This is a genomic window from Devosia sp. (assembly GCF_965229025.1).
In the GTDB taxonomy this organism is placed as follows: domain Bacteria; phylum Pseudomonadota; class Alphaproteobacteria; order Rhizobiales; family Devosiaceae; genus Devosia_A.
On sequence record NZ_OZ245853.1, the window covers coordinates 843,341 to 862,932 of the forward strand.

The window sequence follows — 19,592 nt, forward strand, 5'->3', positions numbered from 1 at the left end:
CAGGTGCTGTTCAGCAGAGGTTCAGATAGCGGCGGCTAGGGCTTAACGTGGCGCCATCCACAAAATGGCCACGTTGATTTGCTCTCTCTCCACCATCGGTGCGGGGGCACTGTATAAGGACAGCAGCCTATGAAACTCGATGCAAAGTTGAAGGGCGGACTGGCTTGGGCCGGTCTGGTGGTTATTCTGGCCGTCCCCTCCGCCGACATCCTTTTGGGCAAGTCCAACGGCAGCGCGACCGCCAATACGGCGACTGTCGCGGCGCCGGCAAAGACAGCTGCGACCAAACCAGTCCTCGCCAAGCCCCAGGGCGGTGTCGACCCGATCGAGACAGCCAGCGTCGATGGCAAGGATCCGGTCAAGGTCTATATCGACAAGGGCAAGAAGCTGCCGAGCTACATCTCGGACGCCGATAGCGCCGCTACCACGCCGATCAAGACAGCGCCGGCGACCACCAATGCTGCAAAGCCGGTAGAAGTTGCCAGCGTGTCACCGAATACCGAAACCCCGCCGGTGCCGCTGCCGCGCAGTGCGCGTCCCAAGTGGACGAACACCGCCGCCGCTCCGGCTGAAGAAAAGCCCCTGATCCTTGACGAGAACAAGGTGGCTGCGGTGTCACCGAAAGCCCCGGTTGAACCGTTCCCGCTCAGCGACAACGCGCCAGCGGCGGCGCCGGAAATCGGCAGCGATCAGCTGGAGGAATGGGATTCGGGCTCCTTGGCTGACTATCTCGCCAAGAAGGGTCTGCTTTCTGACAATTCCGCGACCCAGTCGTCCAGCAGCGATGACGCTGATATCTATATCGGTGACCCGGAACCGCAAACCCGGGCACGGCCACTTCAGGACTTCTTCCTGTTCTGATCCAGGTCGCTGTGGGTCGTCGTACCTGGGGGTATGAAAGTGCATTCTGCCGCATGTCTCAAGGTTATTAGTTTTCCTTTCGCGAGCTATTGTTCCCGCAAAGCGGAGAATCCTGTGTCTGTCTGGCAGAGGTTGAGTGCGTTTGTTGGCTCGTTTTCCGAGAGGACCGGGATTGCCGGTTCGATCGCCAATGCGCTTGACCCCGATACCTGGCTCCCCGGTGGCCGCGATGCGGCGTTCACGCTGGCGCTGATTGCCCTGTCCGCAAAAATGGCGGTCTCCGATGGAGTGGTGACGGCTTCGGAAATCCGGGCTTTCTACCGCACGGTCGAGATTCCCGCAGGCGTTGAACAGCAGGTCGACAAGCTCTTCAAGCTCGCCCAGCAGGATGTCGCCGGTTACCAGGCCTATGCGCGCAAGGTCCGGCGCTTCTTCATCGACAGCCCCGATACGCTGGAGCATGTGCTCGACAGCCTGTTCTACATCGCCTCTGCCGACGGCATGATCCACGAGTCTGAACTCGATTACCTCAAGAATGTCAGTGACATCTTCGGGTTCGATGAAGCGCGGTTCGAGCAGATTACCTCTGCCCACGTGCTGTTCGATCGCGGTGCCGACCCCTACATCGTTCTGGGGCTGGTCCCGAACGCTGACCGCAACGAGGTCAAGCGGGTCTATCGCCTGCTCGTCGCCGAGCATCACCCCGACAGGTTGATCGCGAAGGGTGTGCCGGAAGAGCTGATCGATGTCGCGACGGCACGGATGGCGGCGATCAACAACGCTTATAACCAGATCATGAAGCCGGCGGCCTGACCCAGCCCGCTTGACGCGCCGTCCTGTGGCCCCCTACATGCGCTCGCCAGTTGACCGGGTGACCGCTGCGCCAGATTTATTCTGGTGGGGAGGAAAGTCCGGGCTCCATCGAAATACGGTGCCGGCTAACGGCCGGCGGGGGCGACCCCAGGGAAAGTGCCACAGAGAGCAAACCGCCGGCCTTCCGAGGCCGGTAAGGGTGAAAGGGTGCGGTAAGAGCGCACCGCGGACCTGGCAACAGGGACGGCACGGCAAACCCCACCGGGAGCAAGACCAAATAGGGGTGACGTGGTGCGCTGGGCAACCAGTTCGCCGGCCGGTTTTCGAGGTCAGTCACCCGGGTTGGTTGCAGGAGGGCGTCAGCAATGGCGCTCCTAGATGAATGGTCGCCACGCGGGGTCAAACCCGCCCTACAGAACCCGGCTTATAGGTCAACTGGCACTTCGACCTCGTTAAGCTCAACAGAACCTTAACCTCCAATGGGCAAAGTGCGCCGATACCCCATTCTGGGGTGGTTGCGCGTACCGGCTTTGGCCGGAGTGGAGTAACGGGCGGATCATGGTCAAGCCGGAAGCCAGCGAGCAGCAGGGGCCACATGTGCCAGTACTGCTGGCCGAAGTGCTTGAGGCGCTGGCGCCGCTTGATGGCGCCCGCATCCTCGATGGCACCTTCGGGGCAGGCGGCTATTCCCGGGCGCTGCTGGAAGCCGGTGCCAGTGTCGTGGCGCTCGATCGCGACCCGAACGTCATTCCCTTTGCCGAAAAGCTCCGCGCCGAATTCCCCGACCGCTTCACCTTCGTTGCCGGCACCTTCTCCAGGCTTGACGAGCTGGCTGGTGGCCCGGTCGATGGCGTCGTCCTCGATATCGGCGTTTCGTCGATGCAGCTCGATGAAGCCGAACGCGGCTTCTCGTTCATGCGCGAAGGCCCGCTCGACATGCGCATGTCGTCCGAGGGCGTTTCGGCTGCCGATCTGGTCAATACGCTCGAAGAAGCCGAACTCGCCAACCTGCTGTTCGCCTTTGGCGAAGAGCGCAAGTCGCGCCGTATTGCCCATGGGCTGGTGATGGCGCGCGGAACGCGGCCGATCACCACCACCACCGAACTCGCCCGCCTGATCGAACGCTCGATCGGCAGGAAGCCCGGCGAAGCGCATCCCGCGACCCGGAGCTTTCAGGCTCTCCGCATCGCCGTGAATGGCGAACTCGACGAACTGGTCGAAGCGCTGTTCGCCAGCGAGCGCCTGCTGGCGCCCGGCGGACGGCTGGCGGTCGTCACCTTCCATTCGCTCGAAGACCGCATCGTCAAACGCTTCTTTGCCCCGGAGAAATCCGAGCCGACCCAGTCGCGGCACCTGCCGCAGATCGCACGGGCCCCCTTGGGTTGGGAGCAGGTCGGCAAGGCCGTTAAAGCCTCCGCTGCCGAAACCGACCGCAACCCGCGTTCCCGCTCGGCAACGCTCCGTTCCGGGCTCCGCACCGCGGTTCCTGTCCGCCCGGTCAGTGCCGCAGGTCTCGGCGTTCCCGAAGTGAGGGGCGCGGCATGATCAAGACCCTCAACGCCATCATGGTCTTCACCAGCATGGTCGGCCTCGTCGGCGTCTATGCGCTCAAATATTCGGTCGAGGATATTGCCAGCGAGAAATCTGCCCTTGAGCGCAAGATCGAGCGCCAGCAGGGCGAGTTGTCGTTGTTGCAGGCCGACTGGGCCTATCTCAACCAGCCCGCTCACGTGGCGCCGATTGTTGCCCGGCACCTCGATGCGCTCGGCCTGCAGCCGACCAAAGCGGAGCAGTTCAGCGGCATGAGCAACCTGCCGATGCGTCCGGCCGCTCCCGACACGGCAGCCCTCGACACACTGTTTGAATCGCTCGACGCGGGTGTCGATCCGCTGCAGCAGATCATCGAGGCCAACTAGATGGCGATCATCACCGCAGGCGACGCCCCGATCGCACTCGACGGCACCCGCAAGGCGCGGGGCAACCTCACCAAGGCCCGCATCCGCTGGGTGATCTTTGCGCTGGTGCTGATCTTCGGCATCGTGTCCGCGCGCCTGATCCAGCTCGGCGCCACCGTTTCCGACTCTGCCATCGAGGGTGTCGCCCGCGATATCATCACTGCCTCGCGCCCGCCGATCCTCGATCGCAACGGGCTTGAGATGGCGGTCGATATCCGCGTGCCGTCGCTGTTTGCCGAGCCGCGCCGCATCATCGATGTGGAAGAGGCGGTGCAGAAGCTGCGCACCGTCTTGCCAGATCTCGACGAAGACTGGCTGCGCAAGCGTCTCACCGGTGACAAGGGTTTTGTCTGGATCAAGCGCGAGCTCACCCCGGCGATCGAAGAGAAGATTTTCAACCTCGGCGTGCCCGGGCTCGATTTCGTCACCGAGAGCAAGCGCTTCTACCCCGATGGCCGCGAGACTTCGCACATCATGGGCGCGGTCAATATCGACAACCAGGGCACCATGGGCATCGAAAAGCACATGGATGATGAAGACCTGGCGCTCCTGCAGTCGCTCGGCCTCGCCCGTGGCAACGAGATGACGCCGGTCAACCTCTCCATCGACCTGCGCGTTCAGCACGCCATGTACGAGCAGCTGACCGATGCGCTGACGCGCTACAAGGCGATCGCTGCGGCCGGCGTGATGATGGACATCAAGACGGGCGAAATCATCGCCATGGCCTCGCTGCCCGATTTTGACTCCAACGATCCCTCGACGCTGTTCCAGGACTATGACGGGCTGAAGAACCAGCGCTTCAACCGCATCACCTCAGGTATTTACGAGCTCGGCTCGACCTTCAAGACCGTGACCATGGCCGGGGCGCTCGACAGCGGTCTCGTCCGGATCACCGACAAGTTCGATGCCCGTTTCGGGGTCAGGTTCGGCCGCTTCACCATCGACGATTTCCACGGCAAGCACCGCATCCTGTCGGTGCCGGAAATCTACAAATACTCGTCCAACATCGGCACCATCCACGTGATGCAGCAGTTCGGGAAGGACAATTTCCGCAGCTTTTTGAGCAAGGTCGGTTTCGACACGCAGGTGCCGTTCGAACTGCCTGAAATGCGGAAGCCTAACGTGCCGGCGAAGTTCTCCGAGATCGTCGCCGCCACCGCGAGCTTCGGTCATGGCCTGTCGATCTCGCCGCTGCACATGCTTCGCGCTGTCGCCGGCTTCGTCAACGACGGCAACATGGTCACCCCGACCATCTATCGCCGTTCGCTGGAAGACGCCAAAAAACTCTATGTGCCGGTCATCAAGCCCGAGACCAGCCGGGAAATCCGCTACCTGATGCGGCTCAATGCGCTCGAAGGATCGGGTACGCGCATGAACAAGTTCGCCAATGGCTACCGCGTCGGCGGCAAGACCGGCACCGCCGAAAAGGTGGTGGGCAAGGTGTACTCGTCCAGTCAAACGCTCGCGGTGTTCGCCTCGGCATTCCCGCTCGACAATCCTGAATATGCGATGGTCATCCTTGTCGACAATCCGCAGAACGAAAACCCGCAATCGGGTCACACCGCCGGCTGGAATGCTGGCGAGGTGACCGGCCGAATCGTGCAAAGAGTCGCGCCGATGCTTGGCATCAGCCCCGACTTCAGCGACATGTTGGATGATGAGCTTGTCCCAGCAGAACTCCGCTAAACTTATTCCAGAAGGGATCGTGGAGGTGCCATTCGCACTCAAAGACCTCCTTGCGGGAGCGGGCGCCAAGAAGGTGCCGGCCCTCGAAGTTGATGGCATCAACGCCGATAGCCGCGCCGTCGGCTCCGGCGAGGTGTTCTTCGCCTTGCCCGGCACCAAAGTGCATGGCGACGGCTTCGCTGCCCAGGCAGTGGGGCGTGGCGCTGTCGCCATCGTCTCAGACCGAAAGCCTGCCGCCGATCCCGGTGTTCCGGTGGTGCTGGTCAAAGATGTGCGGGCCACCTACGCCCGCGCCGCGGCGCGCCAGTTTGCCCCGCAACCCGAGGTCTCCGTTGCTGTCACGGGCACCAACGGGAAATCCTCCATTGTCTCTTACGTCCGCCAGATCTGGACGGCCTGCGGCATCGAAGCGGCAAGCCTTGGCACGGTCGGCGTCGAGACCAAGTCGGGTATCAGCCCGCGCGAACTCACCACGCTCGATGCGCTGTCGCTGCACCGCGATCTCGCTGAGCTGCGTGAGCGCGGCATTGGCCATGTGGCGATGGAAGCCTCCAGTCAGGGGCTCGACCAGCGCCGGGTCGATGGCATCCGTTTCAACGCCGTGGCCTTCACCAATCTCAGCCACGATCACCTCGACTATCACGGCGAAATGGTCGCCTACCGCGATGCCAAGCTGCGGCTTTTCCGCGACCTGATCGCTGATGGCGGTTCGGCTGTGGTCAATTCCGATGATCCCGAGCACATGCCGTTCCTTTTCGCCGCGCTCGATCGCGGTGCGACGCTGCTGACTGTCGGGACGGAAGGGGCTTTCCTCGAAATCACCAGCATCACCAACGAAGGCTATGGCCAGCGCGTCGTCGGACGGATGGTCGGCGAGCCGGTCGATTTCCTGTTGCCGCTCACCGGCGCCTTCCAGGTCAACAATGCTGGCGTTGCGTTGGCGCTCGCCATCACCACTGGTGCAAATCCTGAAAAGGCGGTGGAGGCGCTCAACCACCTCAAGGGCGCTCGAGGTCGACTCGAACTGGTCGCCGAGCACAATGGCGCGGCGATCTTTGTCGATTATTCACATAAGCCGGTCGCCCTCGAGACTGCGCTTGAGGCATTGCGCCCGTACGCCAGGAAACGCCTGCGTTTGGTGTTCGGTGCGGGTGGCGATCGCGACAAGGCGAAGCGCCCGATGATGGGCGAAGTGGCTGCGCGGCTCGCAGACGTGGCCATCGTCACCGACGACAACCCACGCACCGAGGACGCCCAGACGATCCGGTCCGAAATCCTCGCCGCGATCCCCAAGGCGCGTGAGATCGGCGATCGGCGGCTTGCCATTGAAACGGCGATTTCCGAGCTCAAGCCCGGGGATGTGCTGCTGATTGCTGGCAAGGGCCATGAGGATTATCAGATCATCGGCACCACCAAGCACCATTTCTCCGACCACGAAGTGGTTCTGGAGACGCTGAAGAGGAAGTAGCTCCGATGACACCGTTGTGGACCGTCGCCGAGGTCATCAAAGTCACCGGCGGCCGGGCCGAAGGGCTGTCGGATGTGCCGCTCACCTCGATCTCGATAGATTCCCGTGAGATCGCGCCCGAGGCGCTGTTCATCGCCATCAAGGGCGATGTGCATGACGGGCACGATTTCGTGGCCCGCTCGCTCGCCGCCGGTGCATCGGCGGCGCTGGTGTCCGAGGCCTGGTTCTCGGCCAATGGCGGCCGTCAGCTGATCGTCGTTCCCGATCCGCTCAAGGCTCTTGGGCAGATGGCGGTCGCAGCGCGTGCCCGCAACCGCGGCCAGATTGTCGCAGTGACCGGCAGCGCGGGAAAAACCACCACCAAGGAAGCTATCCGCACGGTGCTGGCCGCGTTCGGCCCAACCCACTACTCGATCAAGAGCTTCAACAATCACTGGGGCGTGCCGCTGATGCTGGCGCGCCTCCCGCGCGAAGCGCAGTTCGGCGTGTTCGAGATCGGCATGAACCACGCTGGCGAGATCACGCCGCTGGTCAAAATGGTGCGCCCGCATGTAGCGGTGATCACCACGGTCGCGGCGGCGCATCTTGAGTTCTTCTCGTCAGTCGCCGAGATAGCAGCCGCCAAGGCGGAGATTTTCCTGGGGCTTGAGCCCGGCGGCACGGCGGTGCTCAACTGCGATCACGAGTATCTGCATATTCTCTTCGGTCACGCCCGGGCGGCTGAGGTCGGGCGGGTCATCACCTACGGGTTCGATGACAGCGCCGACTGGCGGATCAACCGTGTCGATGCGGCTGGGAGCGGGACCCGCGTTGAAGTCTTTCATGAGGGGCAGCGGCATTTCCTGAACCTGCAGGTCGCTGGCCGCCACATGGTTGCCAATGCGGTCGCGGCGCTTATCGTAGCGCAGCTTTCGGGCGAGGGTCTCAGCACTGCCATCGAAGCGCTGGCCGGGTTCGGCGCGCCCGAGGGCAGGGGACTGACGCTGCGGCTCGGCCCGTCTGAAAAGCCGCTGCTGCTGGTCGACGAAAGCTACAATGCCAATGTGGCATCGATGAACGCGGCGATGGACCTCTATCGGTCCGTAACGCCCCCCGGCGGGCGAAAGGTGCTCATTCTCGGCGATATGCTGGAGCTCGGGCCGCAGGGGCCGTCGCTCCATGCCGGGCTCCTCGGCGCCGTGCTCGCTACCGGTGCGACGGAGGTCTATCTCGTTGGGCCAGTGATGAAATCGCTGGCCGATGCACTTGATGAGCGGCGGCAATCGGATCGCGACGTTCCGCCCGTAACCCACTTCGCCAGTGTGGACGAGATCGCGGGCTCGGTTCTTACGGGCCTTGCCTATGGTGATGCAGTTATGGTCAAAGGGTCAAACGGCGTCCGGCTCGCAGGTCTGGTTCAACAGATCCGGGACAAGTTTACGGACGTCTGATCGCGCCACGGGTGGGACACTCAACGGATGCTGTATTTTCTTGGGCAGTTAGGCGAGAGCCTCGCCGCCTTCAACGTGTTCCGCTATATTACTTTCCGGACGGCGGGCGCAGTCATTACTGCGCTGTTCATCGTCTTCATGTTCGGTCCGGGTATGATCGCGGCGCTCCGCATCCGCCAGGGCCGCGGCCAGCCGATCCGTGAGGATGGCCCTCAGGGGCATCTGCTGACCAAGAAGGGCACGCCCACCATGGGTGGCCTGATGATCCTCGCCAGCGCCGTCACATCCATTCTGCTGTGGTCAAACCTTGCCAATGGCTATGTCTGGGTGGTGCTGTTCGTGACCGTTTCGTTCGGTGCCATCGGGCTCTACGACGATTATCTCAAGGTCAAGCGGATGTCGCATAACGGCTTTTCCGGCCGTCAGCGCCTGATGCTGGAAGCCATTGTCGGCGCCATCGCTTGCTATTTCATCTCCATTCTCGGCGATCCGGCGATTTCAACTTCGCTGTTCTTTCCATTCGTCAAAGGCCTGGCGCTGAACCTTGGCTGGTTCTTCGTGCTGTTCGGCGCCTTCGTCGTCGTCGCCGCCGGCAACTCGGTGAACCTTACCGACGGTCTCGATGGCCTCGCTATCGTGCCGGTAATGGTCGCCGCTGCGTGCTTCGGGCTCATTGCCTATCTGGTTGGCTCGATTACGTTTTCGGAATACCTCCTGATCAACTTCGTGCCCGGTACCGCTGAGCTTTCCGTTGTGTGCGGCGCGCTGATCGGGGCAGGGCTGGGGTTCCTCTGGTTCAACGCTCCCCCGGCCCAGATCTTCATGGGCGATACGGGTTCGCTCGCCCTTGGCGGTGCGCTCGGTACCATTGCGGTCGCCACCAAGCACGAGATCGTCCTCGCCATCATCGGCGGGCTGTTCGTACTCGAGGCGGTGTCGGTGATCGTCCAGGTGGCGTCGTTCAAGCTCACCGGCAAGCGTGTGTTCAAAATGGCGCCGATCCACCACCATTTCGAAATGATGGGCTGGACGGAGAGCCAGGTGGTGATCCGGTTCTGGATCATCTCGTTTGTCCTGGCGCTGATCGGCCTCAGTTCGCTGAAGCTGCGCTAAACTAGGTCCGGCCACACAAATAGCGATGAGCCGGGCGGCGGATTGAGATCCGGTGCCCAGCTCTCAATGCGCTCGATCTCAAACGTCCCGAAGCTGACGCCGCGCCAGACGCGGTCCGCCTCGCCGATTGGCGTCAGGTGGCCGGCCGCTTCCGCGTCGACGGCATCCTCGCGATTGCCTTTGATATGCACGTAGAGCCCAGGCCTGCCGGCCACATCTGGCACCGCAAAGTCCATGAAGCGGCTGCGCTCGTTGAGTTGCACGACCGGAAACTCTGACCCGAGGAACCAGCGCAACTGCGCCGCCGTGCGCCGGTCGCTCGCCGCGATCCACTTCGCACCAGTCGCCTTCGCTTGTGCCCTGACACTCTCCGCCAGCGCGTCATAGCCGTCATCTCGGCCGACGGGGTCGTTGCGACCACTGATCGGATTGGGATTGGCGAGGAGGTGATAGTCGAACACTATTGAGAACAGCAGGCTCGTCAGCACCCCGGCGACCGCCACGCGCCGCCACCAGCCCACGGTTGGCGCTGCCAGCAGCGTCGCCATCGCCGCAATACCGAACGGCCACATCGCCACCGGCCAGGTCGTGTTGATGGTCAGAGTAAACGACCGCATCGTAAGGTAGGCGAGTATGGTGACAAACCCCGCCGCCAGCGCCAGCACCGTGCCATCGCCTCGGCGCAGTGCCCGCCATCCGGCGAGTATCGCGCCCACTGTCACCAACGGCGCCAGGATCGGCCCGATGGCGACGAGGTTCACCGTCAGAAAGCTCGCGAACAGCCCCAGGCTGAAATCCCGCGCTTCGGTGACGCGCACGCCTTGAAACCGGAACGAGGCCCAATCGTGCTGCGCATTCCAGATCAGAACCGGCGAAAACGCCGCAATCGCCAGCAGCACCGCCAGCCACGGCCACGCCGTCAGCACCCATTTGCGGTTCGCTTTGGGCACCAGCACAAAGATCAGCACGGCCGGGACAAACAGCAGCGCGATGTACTTTGACAGCAGCGCCAGTCCGCCAGCGAGCCCCACCAGCAGCCACCAGCGCCCATCGTCGGTTTCCTCCAGCCGACAGAGGCCCCAGAACATCAGGCTCAGGAACAGGATCATCGGCAGGCTGGGCTCCAGTGACACGCCGGTGACGCCGAAATAGACGCTCGCTTCCATCATCAGCGCCACCGCCAACCCCACCCCCAGCGAGCCGGTGCGACGCCTCACGATGTCGGCGAGGAGCAGTTCGGAGATGAGCAGCGCCACGATGATCGGTAGCCGCACCCCCAGGAGGTTCTGCCCGAACAGCGCCGTCCCCAGCCGTGCGAACCAGGCGATCATCGGCGGATGGTCGAGGAAAGAGAGCGCGTTTTCGTGAGACCACGTCCACACATAGGCTTCGTCGGAGCGGAGGTTCAGCGTGCCGGCAATGGCCAGCTTAAGCGCCAGCACCGCCAGCACAATGGCGAGGCCAAGCCCCCAGGTCAGCTTCGAGTGCCGCGAGGCGAGAACCGACGGTTCAGCAGGGCTCGATTGATCTGCCACCGGCACGTCCTCGCTCGGGTGATGCGTCATCCCGACACAAAAGAGCCCCCAAAGGGGCATTGTTTGGTGACGGGTTGCTAACCCTATCGACGCTAGTGTGAGCGCTTGTCAACCATACGGGGAGGCCGCCGGGCAGGGCGGCGCGGGTTCCATGTTTGCACGCGAGCGCAAGACCGCCATTGCCGAGTGGTGGTGGACTATCGACAAGGCTCTCTTGGGTGCTCTGGTCCTCCTCATGATCGTGGGCGTGCTGCTGAGCTTTGCCGCGAGCCCGCCCGTCGCCGAGCGTCTGGGTCTCAGCCCCTGGCACTTCATCATCCGGCAGGCGATGTTTGCTGCCCTGGCACTGCCGGTGATGCTTGCGACCTCGATGCTGCCGCATCGCGCGGCCCGCTTTGCGGCGCTCGGCACGCTCATCGTATTTCTCATCCTGCTCTGGCTGACACTTAAGGTCGGCGTTGAGGTCAAGGGCGCCAAGCGCTGGGTGTCGTTCGCCGGCAACACGGTGCAGCCGTCCGAATTCGTCAAACCCGCCTTCGCCGTCATCGGAGCATGGCTGTTTTCCGAGAGCATGAAGCAGAAGGGTGTGCCGGCCCGGTGGATGGCGATGGGCATCATGCTGGCGATTGTCGGCGGACTGCTGCTGCAGCCTGACATCGGCCAGACGGCCCTGATCCTTGCCACCTGGGGCGCCCTGCTGTTCGTCTCGGGCATCTCCTGGTTCGTGATCTTCGGGCTTGGGGCAGGGGCCGTCGGCCTGATGTTTGCCGCCTATACGATCTTTCCGCACTTTGCCAAACGCATCGATAGCTTCATGAACCCCGAAGGCGGCGGCAATACCTATCAGGTCGACAAGGCGCTGAACTCGCTGCTCGAAGGCGGCTGGTTCGGCCGCGGTCCCGGCGAGTCGCTGGCCAAGAAAGTCATCCCCGACGCTCACGCCGACTATGTGTTCTCGGCCGCCGCCGGTGAGTTCGGCATCCTCTTCTGCCTGTTCCTCGTGGCGCTGATCGGCTTCATCGTCGTGCGGGCGTTGATCGGGGCGCAGCAGCAGTCGAGCCTCTTCGCCCGGCTCGCCGCCTCGACCCTGGCGCTGCAGTTCGGGCTCCAGTGCGGCATCAACCTCGCGGTGAACCTCAACCTCATTCCGCCCAAAGGCATGACCCTGCCATTCGTCTCCTACGGCGGCACCTCGATGATCGCCATCGCCTTCGGCATGGGACTGATGCTGGCCTTTACCCGCAAGAAGCCTGAAGAACGTTTGGTCACCGGGCTTCCCGCCTACCGCAGTGCGGTGCTATCCCCCGCAGAATGAGCAGATTCATCCTTATGGCAGGCGGTTCGGGAGGCCATCTCTTCCCGGCAATGTCGCTGGCGCAGGAATTGCGCCGGCGTGGGCACGATATCCAGCTGATGACCGATCATCGGGTGGGGGCCTATGGCGAGTTTCCCGCCAGCGCCACGCACATCATCCCGTCGGCAACGCCATCGGTGCGCGACCCGGTCAAGTTCGTTTTGGCGGGGATCAAGCTGGTCTGGGGCACGGCGGTGGCGTTCGGCAAGCTCCTCGCCATCAAGCCCGATGCCGTCGTTGCCTTTGGCGGCTATCCGGTATTCCCACCCTTCGTTGCGGCAAGCCTCCTCGGTATCCCGGGCGTCCTCCATGAACAGAACGCTGTGATGGGCCGCGCCAACCGGGCGCTGGCGCGCCGTGCGAAGCTGATCGCGCTGAGCTTTGCCCGCACCGCCTATGCCGAGCCCTTTGGCAACAAGAGCCTCCTCGTCGGCAATCCGCTGCGCGACCGCGTGCTGGTTGCGGCCAAAACGCCCTATCCGGCGATCACCGCAACCTCGCCGCTCAACATTCTCGTCGTCGGCGGCAGCCAGGGTGCCCGGGTGTTCTCCGATCTGCTCCCCGCCACCATCTCCGAACTGCCACCGGAAATCCGCTCCCGCCTCCGTATCGTGCAACAATGCCGTCCCGAGGATCTCGACCGCGTCACCGAGGCCTATCGCCAGGCCAAGGTGAATGTCGAACTCGCGTCGTTCTTTTCTGATCTGCCCGAGCGCATCGCCAGTTCGCATCTGGTGATCACCCGTTCCGGCGCCTCGACGGTTGCGGAACTCTGCGCCATCGGCCGGCCGGCCATCCTCGTGCCGCTGCCGGGCGCGCTCGACGCGGACCAGAAGAACAACGCGCTGGTGCTCGAAACTGCCGGTGGCGGGTGGATCGAAGAGCAGGCCACGGTTTCGCCGCTATCGCTTGGCACTCGCTTGCTGTCACTTTTCAGTGAGCCAGACTCACTCATCACGGCTGCAGCAGCGGCCAAATCCCTCGGTCAGCCGGACGCCGTCAAAAAGCTCGCCGACGCTGTCGAACGCATCGCCCAGAAGGGGACGAATTCATGAAGATGCCGCGCGATATTGGTCCGGTGCATTTTGTCGGCATCGGCGGCATCGGCATGAGCGGCATTGCCGAAATCCTGCACAACCAGGGCTACAAGGTGCGCGGCTCCGATAGCGCCGAGAACCCCAATGTGCAGCGCCTGCGCGCCATGGGGATCGAGGTCGCCATCGGGCAGAAGGGCGAAAACCTCAAGGACGCCGCCGTCGTCGTCATTTCGTCGGCGATCAAGAAGGGCAACCCTGAGTTGGCTGCTGCCCGTGCCCGCAACCTGCCGGTGGTGCGCCGGGCCGAAATGCTCGCCGAGATCATGCGGTTCAAGAACTCCATCGCCATCGGCGGCACCCATGGCAAGACGACGACCACTACATTAGTCGCAACGCTCCTTGATGCCGCCAACATGGACCCCACGGTCATCAACGGCGGCATCATCAACGCCTATGGCACCAATGCCCGCCTCGGCGATGGCGAGTGGATGGTGGTTGAGGCCGACGAGAGCGACGGTACCTTCGTCAAGCTTCCCGCCGACGTTGCCATCGTCACAAATATCGATCCCGAGCATCTCGACTATTATGGCGATTTCGCCGGGGTGAAGCAGGCCTTCCTCAACTTCGTCGAGAACGTGCCGTTCTACGGCTTTGCCGTGATGTGCCTCGATCATCCCGAAGTGCAGGCTCTGGTCGGCCAGATCCGCGACCGCCGCGTCATCACCTATGGCCGCAATCCGCAGGCCGATGTGCGGCTGGTCGATCTCGAAAACCGCGACGGCGTACAGCATTTCGCGGTCGAAATCCGCGACCGCATCCGGATGACGCATCTCAGGATCGAGGGGCTCGAACTCCCCATGCCGGGCGAGCACAACGCGCTCAACGCTACGGCAGCTATCGCTGTCGCCGACCAGCTCAAGGTCCCCGCCGAAGCGATCCGCAAGGGCCTCAAGGGCTTCTCGGGCGTCAAGCGGCGCTTTACCCGCACCGGTACTGTCGGCGGCGTCACTATCATCGATGACTACGGTCACCACCCGGTCGAGATCTCGGCGGTGCTCAAAGCTGCGCGCCAGTCCACCCGCCGCGACGTCATCGCCGTGGTGCAGCCGCACCGCTACAGCCGAGTGCATGACCTCTTCAACGAGTTCGCCACCTGCTTCAACGACGCCGATACCGTACTCGTGGCGCCGATCTATGCCGCCGGTGAGGCGCCGATCGACGGCGTCACCCACGAAGAACTGGTCGCCCGCATCCGAGCCCGTGGCCATCGTGACGCCCGCGTCATCGACCGGCCGGAAGTCCTCGCGCCACTGCTCGCGAGCCGCGTTGCCGATGGCGACTATGTCGTGTGCCTCGGCGCTGGGAACATCACCCAATGGGCGGCCTCGCTCCCGGCGGAGCTTGGGGCGCTGATGGGCAAGGAGCCCGAGCTGCCATGATCGCTGACACCAAGGCTCAACTCTGGCCCGACCTGATCCCGAGCTTTGCGCCGTGGATTTCTGACGTCCGTGGCCGGCTGATCCCCAATCAGCCGCTCAGCGAAATCACCTGGTTCCGCGTTGGCGGCCCGGCGCAGCTGTTTTTCCAACCAGCTGACGAAGCGGATCTGGCGTTCTTTCTCAAGAACCTGCCCACCGACATTCGCCTGACGGTGATCGGGCTCGGCTCCAACCTACTGATCCGCGACGGCGGGCTCGATGGCGTGGTCATCCGGCTCTCCGCCAAGGGCTTTGGCAATATCGAAATCCTCGATAACCACCGGCTCCGCGCCGGCACCGCGCTGCCTGACGTCAAGGTCGCCACTGCTGCGGCCGAAGCCGGGATCGACGGGCTCACCTTTTATCGCGGCATCCCGGGCGGTATCGGCGGGGCGCTCTACATGAACGCCGGCTGCTACGGCACCGAAACGCGCGACCGCATGGTCGAGCTCCGCGCTGTCACCCGCGAGGGCGAGATCGTCACGCTCACCAATACCGACATGGGCTACTTCTACCGCAAGTCCAACGGCCCGCGCGGCGCGGTGTTCGTCTCGGCAGTCTACCAGGGCTTTGCCGGCGACAAGGACGACATCCTCTCCCGCATGCGCGAGATCACCGAAAAGCGCGAAAGCTCGCAACCGACCAAGGCCAAGACCGGGGGATCGACGTTCAAGAACCCCGAGGGCCACTCGAGCTGGAAGCTGATCGACGCCGCCGGGTGCCGTGGCCTAAAGTTCGGCGACGCGCAGATGAGCGAACTCCACGCCAATTTCCTTCTCAACCTCGGCGAAGCCGATGCGTTCGAGGTCGAGACGCTCGGCGAAATGGTGCGCCAGAAGGTGCGCCAGACCCAGAGCATCGACCTCAAATGGGAAATCCGCCGCATGGGCCATTTCATCGATGGCCGCGAAGTCCGCGAGTTCATGGACGGCGCACCGTTCACCGGGGCGGTTTAGAAGATTACGGGCCGCTTGCACCGGCCTCCCTTCTCCCCTTGTGGGAGAAGGTGGCGCGCAGCGCCGGATGAGGGGTCCGCAACACCTCGTGTTGCGCGTTCGGAGCGAAGCGACGAGCGACTGAAGTGTGCGGAGAGAACCCCTCATCCGCCCTTCGGGCACCTTCTCCCACAAGGGGAGAAGGCGACACCCGCAGCTTTGTGTGTATCCGTTGGAGACCTTGTAAATGACCAAACACGTTGCCGTCCTCAAAGGTGGTCTCTCCAACGAGCGCCAGGTGTCGCTCTCCTCGGGGCATGAGTGCGCTGCCGCATTGCGTCGTGCCGGGTACACAGTCACCGAAATCGATGTCGGGTTCGATATTGCCGAGCGCCTGCGCGAGGTGAAGCCCGATGTGGTGTTCAACGCGCTCCATGGCCGATACGGCGAGGATGGCACCATCCAGGGTGTGCTTGAGTTCTTGCGCATTCCCTACACGCATTCGGGCGTCCTCGCCTCGGCGCTGGCCATGGACAAGCATCAGGCCAAGATCATGCTCAAGGCCGCAGGCATTCCCGTCACCGACCATGTCATCGCCTCGCGCGCTGAAGTCGGCCGCTCGCACGTCATGCAGCCCCCCTATGTGGTCAAACCCGTCGCCGACGGATCGAGCGTCGGCATCCTGATCGTCAAGGCCGACCAGACCCACCCGCCACAGGAGATCCTCGGCACCGAGTGGAAGGGTGGCGAAGAGCTGATGGTCGAGCGCTATATCCCCGGCCGCGAACTCACCTGCGCGGTAATGGGAGACGTGGCGCTGGGCGTCACCGAGATCATCACCGACCTCGCCTTCTATAATTACGAGGCGAAATACACCGAAGGCGGATCACATCACGTGCTCCCGGCTCAGATTTCATCGAAAATTTACGACAAAGTGCAGAAGATGAGTCTCAAGGCGCATGCTGCGCTTGGGTGCCGAGGCGTATCGCGGACGGATTTCCGCTTCAACGATCAAGCCGGGCCGGACGGGGAACTCGTCTGTCTCGAAATCAACACCCAGCCAGGCATGACACCTTTGTCATTGGCTCCCGAACAGGCCCTTTTTGCAGGGCATTCGTTCGAGGAGATGGTCGCCTGGATGGTGGAGGACGCGAGTTGCAACAGGTAGGGGCCCAGAGTTTCGCCACCGCCCAGGCCGTCGATCCTCGCCACCTTCCCGTTCCGCTCAGCCGCCCGGCGCGCCGCGCGCTGGTGCGGATCAATCATACCTGGGTTCTGCATCGCCAGCTGATCATGCGCGGCATCGGCGCCGTGTTCGCATTGCTGCTTGCCGTCGGCGCGTTCGAAGCGCGCGATGCCATGGTGCAGGCGGGCGTGACCGGCTTCCGTTTCGTCCAGGGCGAATTCGCCCAGGCCGGGTTCGGCATCGAGGCCATCCACATTTCCGGCCAGACGCTCACCGACGACAAGGACGTGATTACGCTCCTGACGCTGGGCGCCGGCAACTCGACCCTCACCTTCGACGCACAGAAGGCGCAGGCGCGGCTCCAGTGGCTCGCGGCCGTCAAGTCCGCCACCGTGCGCAAGGTCTATCCTAACCAGATCATCGTCGACATCGTCGAAAAGACGCCGGTGCTGCGCTGGCGCATTGGCGACACGACGTGGCTGGTCGATGAGCAGGGCACCAAGATCGGCACTGACGTCGCCTCCTATACCGAGCTGCCACTGGTGATCGGGGAGGGGGCCGGCGACGATGCCGTCGCCATGGTCCGCATCCTCGCCCGCCATCCGACTTTGCAGAACGAACTCGCGGCGCTCAGCCGCATCGGCGATCGCCGCTGGGACCTCATCTATCGCAACGGCCTCCGCATCCAGTTGCCCGAGCAGGGCGTGGCGCAGGCGCTTGACCGGCTGGAAATGTACCAGCGCGACTATGCCCTCCTCGACCGCGACGTCACCGAGATCGACATGCGCGTCCAGGGGTTTGTGACATTGAAGCCGGGCGAACTTGCTGCTGCGCAGGTTGCCGAGACGAACAAGCCGCATAAGGCCAAGGGTTCGTCTGAATATGAGACAGCGGCCGAGAAAAAGGCCGACGGGACAACCGGGACACACTGACCATGATGACCGATGCCATGACCGCCCGGCTGAAGCCCGTGCAGCCCGGACGCACCTCGCTGGTTTCCGTGCTCGATATCGGCTCGACCAAGATCTGCTGCGTCATCGCGCGCCTTGTGCCCCGTCCGGAGGGCAAGTCGCTCCGCGGCCGCACCCACATGGTCGAAGTCATCGGCTTCGGCTACGGCCCATCCGCAGGCGTCAAAAGCGGTGTCATCACTGATCTCGACAAGGCCGAGCAGGCCGTGCGCACCGTGGTCGGCATGGCCGAACGCGCCGCCGGCGTCACCGTGCAGTCCGTGGTGGTCAACGTCACCGCCGGTCGGCTGGGCTCCGAAACCTTCTCAGCAACCGTCAATCTGGGCGGCCAGGAAGTCGAGCGTGCCGACGTGCAGCGCGTGCTCCGCTCCGTCAACGAACGCTCCGTGCGCCCCGAGCGCTCGATCATCCACGCGCTCCCCATCGGTTATGCGCTCGATGGCCAGAAGGGCGTCAAGGACCCGCGCGGCATGGTCGGCGAAAAGCTCTCCGTCGATGTCGCCGTGGTCTCGTCCGAAACCCTCGCCATGCGCAATATCGAGCTGGTGCTGCACCGCTGCCACCTCCAGATCGAAGCGCTGGTCGCCACCCCTTATGCCTCGGGCCTCTCGACACTGGTCGATGACGAAAGCTCGCTTGGGGTTGCCTGCCTCGATTTCGGTGGCGCCACCACCACGGTCTCGGTGTTTGCCGAAGGCCAGCTCGTTTATGCCGATGCCATCGCCATCGGCGGCCAGCACCTGACGCTCGATATCGCCCGCCAGCTCTCGGTCGGCATTGCCGATGCCGAGCGGCTGAAGACCATGTATGGCTCGGTGCTGCCTGGCCAGGCCGATGAGCGCGAGATGATCTCGATCACGCCTGTCGGCGCCACGCGCGACGAAGCGCCGGGGCAGATCCCGCGTTCCCACATCACACGCATCATCCGGCCGCGAATCGAGGAAGTGCTCACCGCCATCAAGGATCGCATGCAGGCGACCGGCATGATGGATATCTGCGGCCGCCGGTTCGTGCTCACCGGTGGCGCCAGCGAGCTCACGGGCCTGCCTGAAGTCGCCCGCCGCGTCCTCGCCCGCAACGTCCGCAACGGCCGCCCGATGGGCATCTCGGGCCTCCCCGACATGGCCAAGGGCGCCGGCTTCGCCACCGTCTCCGGCATGCTGATCTACCCGCAAGTCTGCGCCCAGGAATACGTCGAAGCCCGCCGCGCAGCCAAGCTCACCGGGACGGATGGGTATTTTGCTCGGGTGGGGAACTGGCTCAGGACGAGCTTTTAGGGGGCGAGGGGCTGGACCTTCGTTGAGCCCTGGATGATCACCCGGCGCCCGAGGTTAGTGCGCGTTGGTGGGGCGGTTGCTTACTTGGCCAGCCTAGGCCCGTTGACGAGGTCGACTACGCTCCAGACTTCTTTTCCGTAGCGAGTCGCTTCCCAGTTCTTGTCGATGCCTTGCAAGTGGAACTCTTCGCTGAGCTTGTCGATCAAGAACTCGGCGTCGGAATCCGAGATGCTCCCGTCCGCGATCTTTCCGATCCATTCAGCGGAGCTGGCGCCTAGGCACTTCCGGAGTATCTTTTTCTGGTAGTTTGCCAGCTGGGTTTTCAAGTCTAGGCCGCTCCAAATTGACTTTGTGGAATGGAGCGTCAACGCCAAGAGCCGTCAAGGCCTCCCACACGATGGCAGGGCGTGGGGCGGGAACTGTCGCCCTAAGCTCCCAATCCCCCCGATTCCCTCCCACCCGCTCCCCAAACCCCACCCTTCCGTCCCTCATC

At 63.4% G+C, this 19,592-nt stretch carries 17 protein-coding genes and 1 other RNA gene; 16 read left to right on the forward strand and 2 right to left on the reverse strand.

What is annotated here, in order from left to right:
- Window positions 1-129 precede the first annotated feature (129 nt).
- From ACO06J_RS04105 to mraY, 9 genes are all read left to right on the forward strand, one after another.
- The gene (locus ACO06J_RS04105; RefSeq protein WP_421759430.1) at window positions 130-861 is read left to right on the forward strand and encodes a hypothetical protein; all 732 of its coding nucleotides are present in this window, start codon (window positions 130-132) and stop codon (window positions 859-861) included.
- A 114-nt stretch (window positions 862-975) separates the two neighbouring features.
- Window positions 976-1,674, forward strand: a complete 699-nt coding sequence (locus ACO06J_RS04110; protein WP_421759431.1) for a TerB family tellurite resistance protein — start codon at window positions 976-978, stop codon at window positions 1,672-1,674.
- Window positions 1,675-1,720: 46 nt separating this feature from the next.
- Window positions 1,721-2,117, forward strand: an RNA gene (rnpB, locus tag ACO06J_RS04115) — RNase P RNA component class A.
- A gap of 115 nt (window positions 2,118-2,232) precedes the next feature.
- Complete coding sequence (gene rsmH / locus ACO06J_RS04120; protein WP_421759432.1) at window positions 2,233-3,219, forward strand: 16S rRNA (cytosine(1402)-N(4))-methyltransferase RsmH; 987 nt, start codon at window positions 2,233-2,235, stop codon at window positions 3,217-3,219.
- Entirely contained in the window at window positions 3,216-3,590 is a 375-nt protein-coding gene (gene ftsL / locus ACO06J_RS04125; RefSeq protein WP_421759433.1) for a cell division protein FtsL, read from the forward strand. Before rsmH ends, ftsL begins: the two co-directional genes overlap by 4 nt.
- On the forward strand, window positions 3,591-5,315 hold the full coding sequence (locus ACO06J_RS04130) for a peptidoglycan D,D-transpeptidase FtsI family protein (protein ID WP_421759434.1): 1,725 nt from the start codon (window positions 3,591-3,593) through the stop codon (window positions 5,313-5,315). It abuts the gene before it with no gap.
- Between the two features lie 25 nt (window positions 5,316-5,340).
- On the forward strand, window positions 5,341-6,783 hold the full coding sequence (locus ACO06J_RS04135) for a UDP-N-acetylmuramoyl-L-alanyl-D-glutamate--2,6-diaminopimelate ligase (RefSeq protein ID WP_421759435.1): 1,443 nt from the start codon (window positions 5,341-5,343) through the stop codon (window positions 6,781-6,783).
- Between the two features lie 5 nt (window positions 6,784-6,788).
- Window positions 6,789-8,213: a UDP-N-acetylmuramoyl-tripeptide--D-alanyl-D-alanine ligase gene (locus ACO06J_RS04140; RefSeq protein ID WP_421759436.1), complete on the forward strand. Its 1,425-nt coding sequence runs from the start codon at window positions 6,789-6,791 to the stop codon at window positions 8,211-8,213.
- A 27-nt stretch (window positions 8,214-8,240) separates the two neighbouring features.
- A complete protein-coding gene (gene mraY, locus ACO06J_RS04145; protein ID WP_421759437.1) occupies window positions 8,241-9,326 on the forward strand; it encodes a phospho-N-acetylmuramoyl-pentapeptide-transferase in 1,086 nt (361 codons plus the stop codon).
- On the opposite strand, the gene ACO06J_RS04150 is transcribed toward mraY, so the two are convergent.
- Window positions 9,323-10,861 (reverse strand): glycosyltransferase family 39 protein, encoded by a 1,539-nt coding sequence (locus ACO06J_RS04150; RefSeq protein ID WP_421759438.1) that lies wholly within the window; start codon window positions 10,859-10,861, stop codon window positions 9,323-9,325. The two genes, mraY and ACO06J_RS04150, sit on opposite strands and share 4 nt — an antisense overlap.
- 151 nt (window positions 10,862-11,012) lie before the next feature.
- On the opposite strand from ACO06J_RS04150, the gene ACO06J_RS04155 reads away from it, so the two are divergent.
- The 7 genes from ACO06J_RS04155 (at window position 11,013) to ftsA (ending at window position 19,099) form a co-directional block, all read left to right on the forward strand.
- The gene (locus ACO06J_RS04155) at window positions 11,013-12,176 is read left to right on the forward strand and encodes an FtsW/RodA/SpoVE family cell cycle protein (protein WP_421759439.1); all 1,164 of its coding nucleotides are present in this window, start codon (window positions 11,013-11,015) and stop codon (window positions 12,174-12,176) included.
- The gene (gene murG, locus ACO06J_RS04160; protein WP_421759440.1) at window positions 12,173-13,270 is read left to right on the forward strand and encodes an undecaprenyldiphospho-muramoylpentapeptide beta-N-acetylglucosaminyltransferase; all 1,098 of its coding nucleotides are present in this window, start codon (window positions 12,173-12,175) and stop codon (window positions 13,268-13,270) included. Before ACO06J_RS04155 ends, murG begins: the two co-directional genes overlap by 4 nt.
- Window positions 13,267-14,691, forward strand: coding sequence for a UDP-N-acetylmuramate--L-alanine ligase (gene murC / locus ACO06J_RS04165; protein WP_421759441.1), 1,425 nt, complete (start codon window positions 13,267-13,269; stop codon window positions 14,689-14,691). Before murG ends, murC begins: the two co-directional genes overlap by 4 nt.
- Window positions 14,688-15,686 carry a UDP-N-acetylmuramate dehydrogenase gene (gene murB, locus ACO06J_RS04170; RefSeq protein WP_421759442.1) on the forward strand — a complete coding sequence of 333 codons (999 nt, stop codon included), beginning with the start codon at window positions 14,688-14,690 and terminating at the stop codon, window positions 15,684-15,686. Before murC ends, murB begins: the two co-directional genes overlap by 4 nt.
- A gap of 226 nt (window positions 15,687-15,912) precedes the next feature.
- The gene (locus ACO06J_RS04175) at window positions 15,913-16,833 is read left to right on the forward strand and encodes a D-alanine--D-alanine ligase (RefSeq protein ID WP_421759443.1); all 921 of its coding nucleotides are present in this window, start codon (window positions 15,913-15,915) and stop codon (window positions 16,831-16,833) included.
- The gene (locus tag ACO06J_RS04180; protein ID WP_421759444.1) at window positions 16,821-17,783 is read left to right on the forward strand and encodes a cell division protein FtsQ/DivIB; all 963 of its coding nucleotides are present in this window, start codon (window positions 16,821-16,823) and stop codon (window positions 17,781-17,783) included. The genes ACO06J_RS04175 and ACO06J_RS04180 overlap by 13 nt, the downstream gene beginning before the upstream one ends.
- A gap of 2 nt (window positions 17,784-17,785) precedes the next feature.
- Entirely contained in the window at window positions 17,786-19,099 is a 1,314-nt protein-coding gene (gene ftsA, locus ACO06J_RS04185) for a cell division protein FtsA (protein ID WP_421759445.1), read from the forward strand.
- 80 nt (window positions 19,100-19,179) lie between these two features.
- Here the strand turns inward: ftsA and ACO06J_RS04190 are convergent, their stop codons facing one another.
- On the reverse strand, window positions 19,180-19,425 hold the full coding sequence (locus ACO06J_RS04190; RefSeq protein ID WP_421759446.1) for a hypothetical protein: 246 nt from the start codon (window positions 19,423-19,425) through the stop codon (window positions 19,180-19,182).
- Window positions 19,426-19,592: the final 167 nt, after the last annotated feature.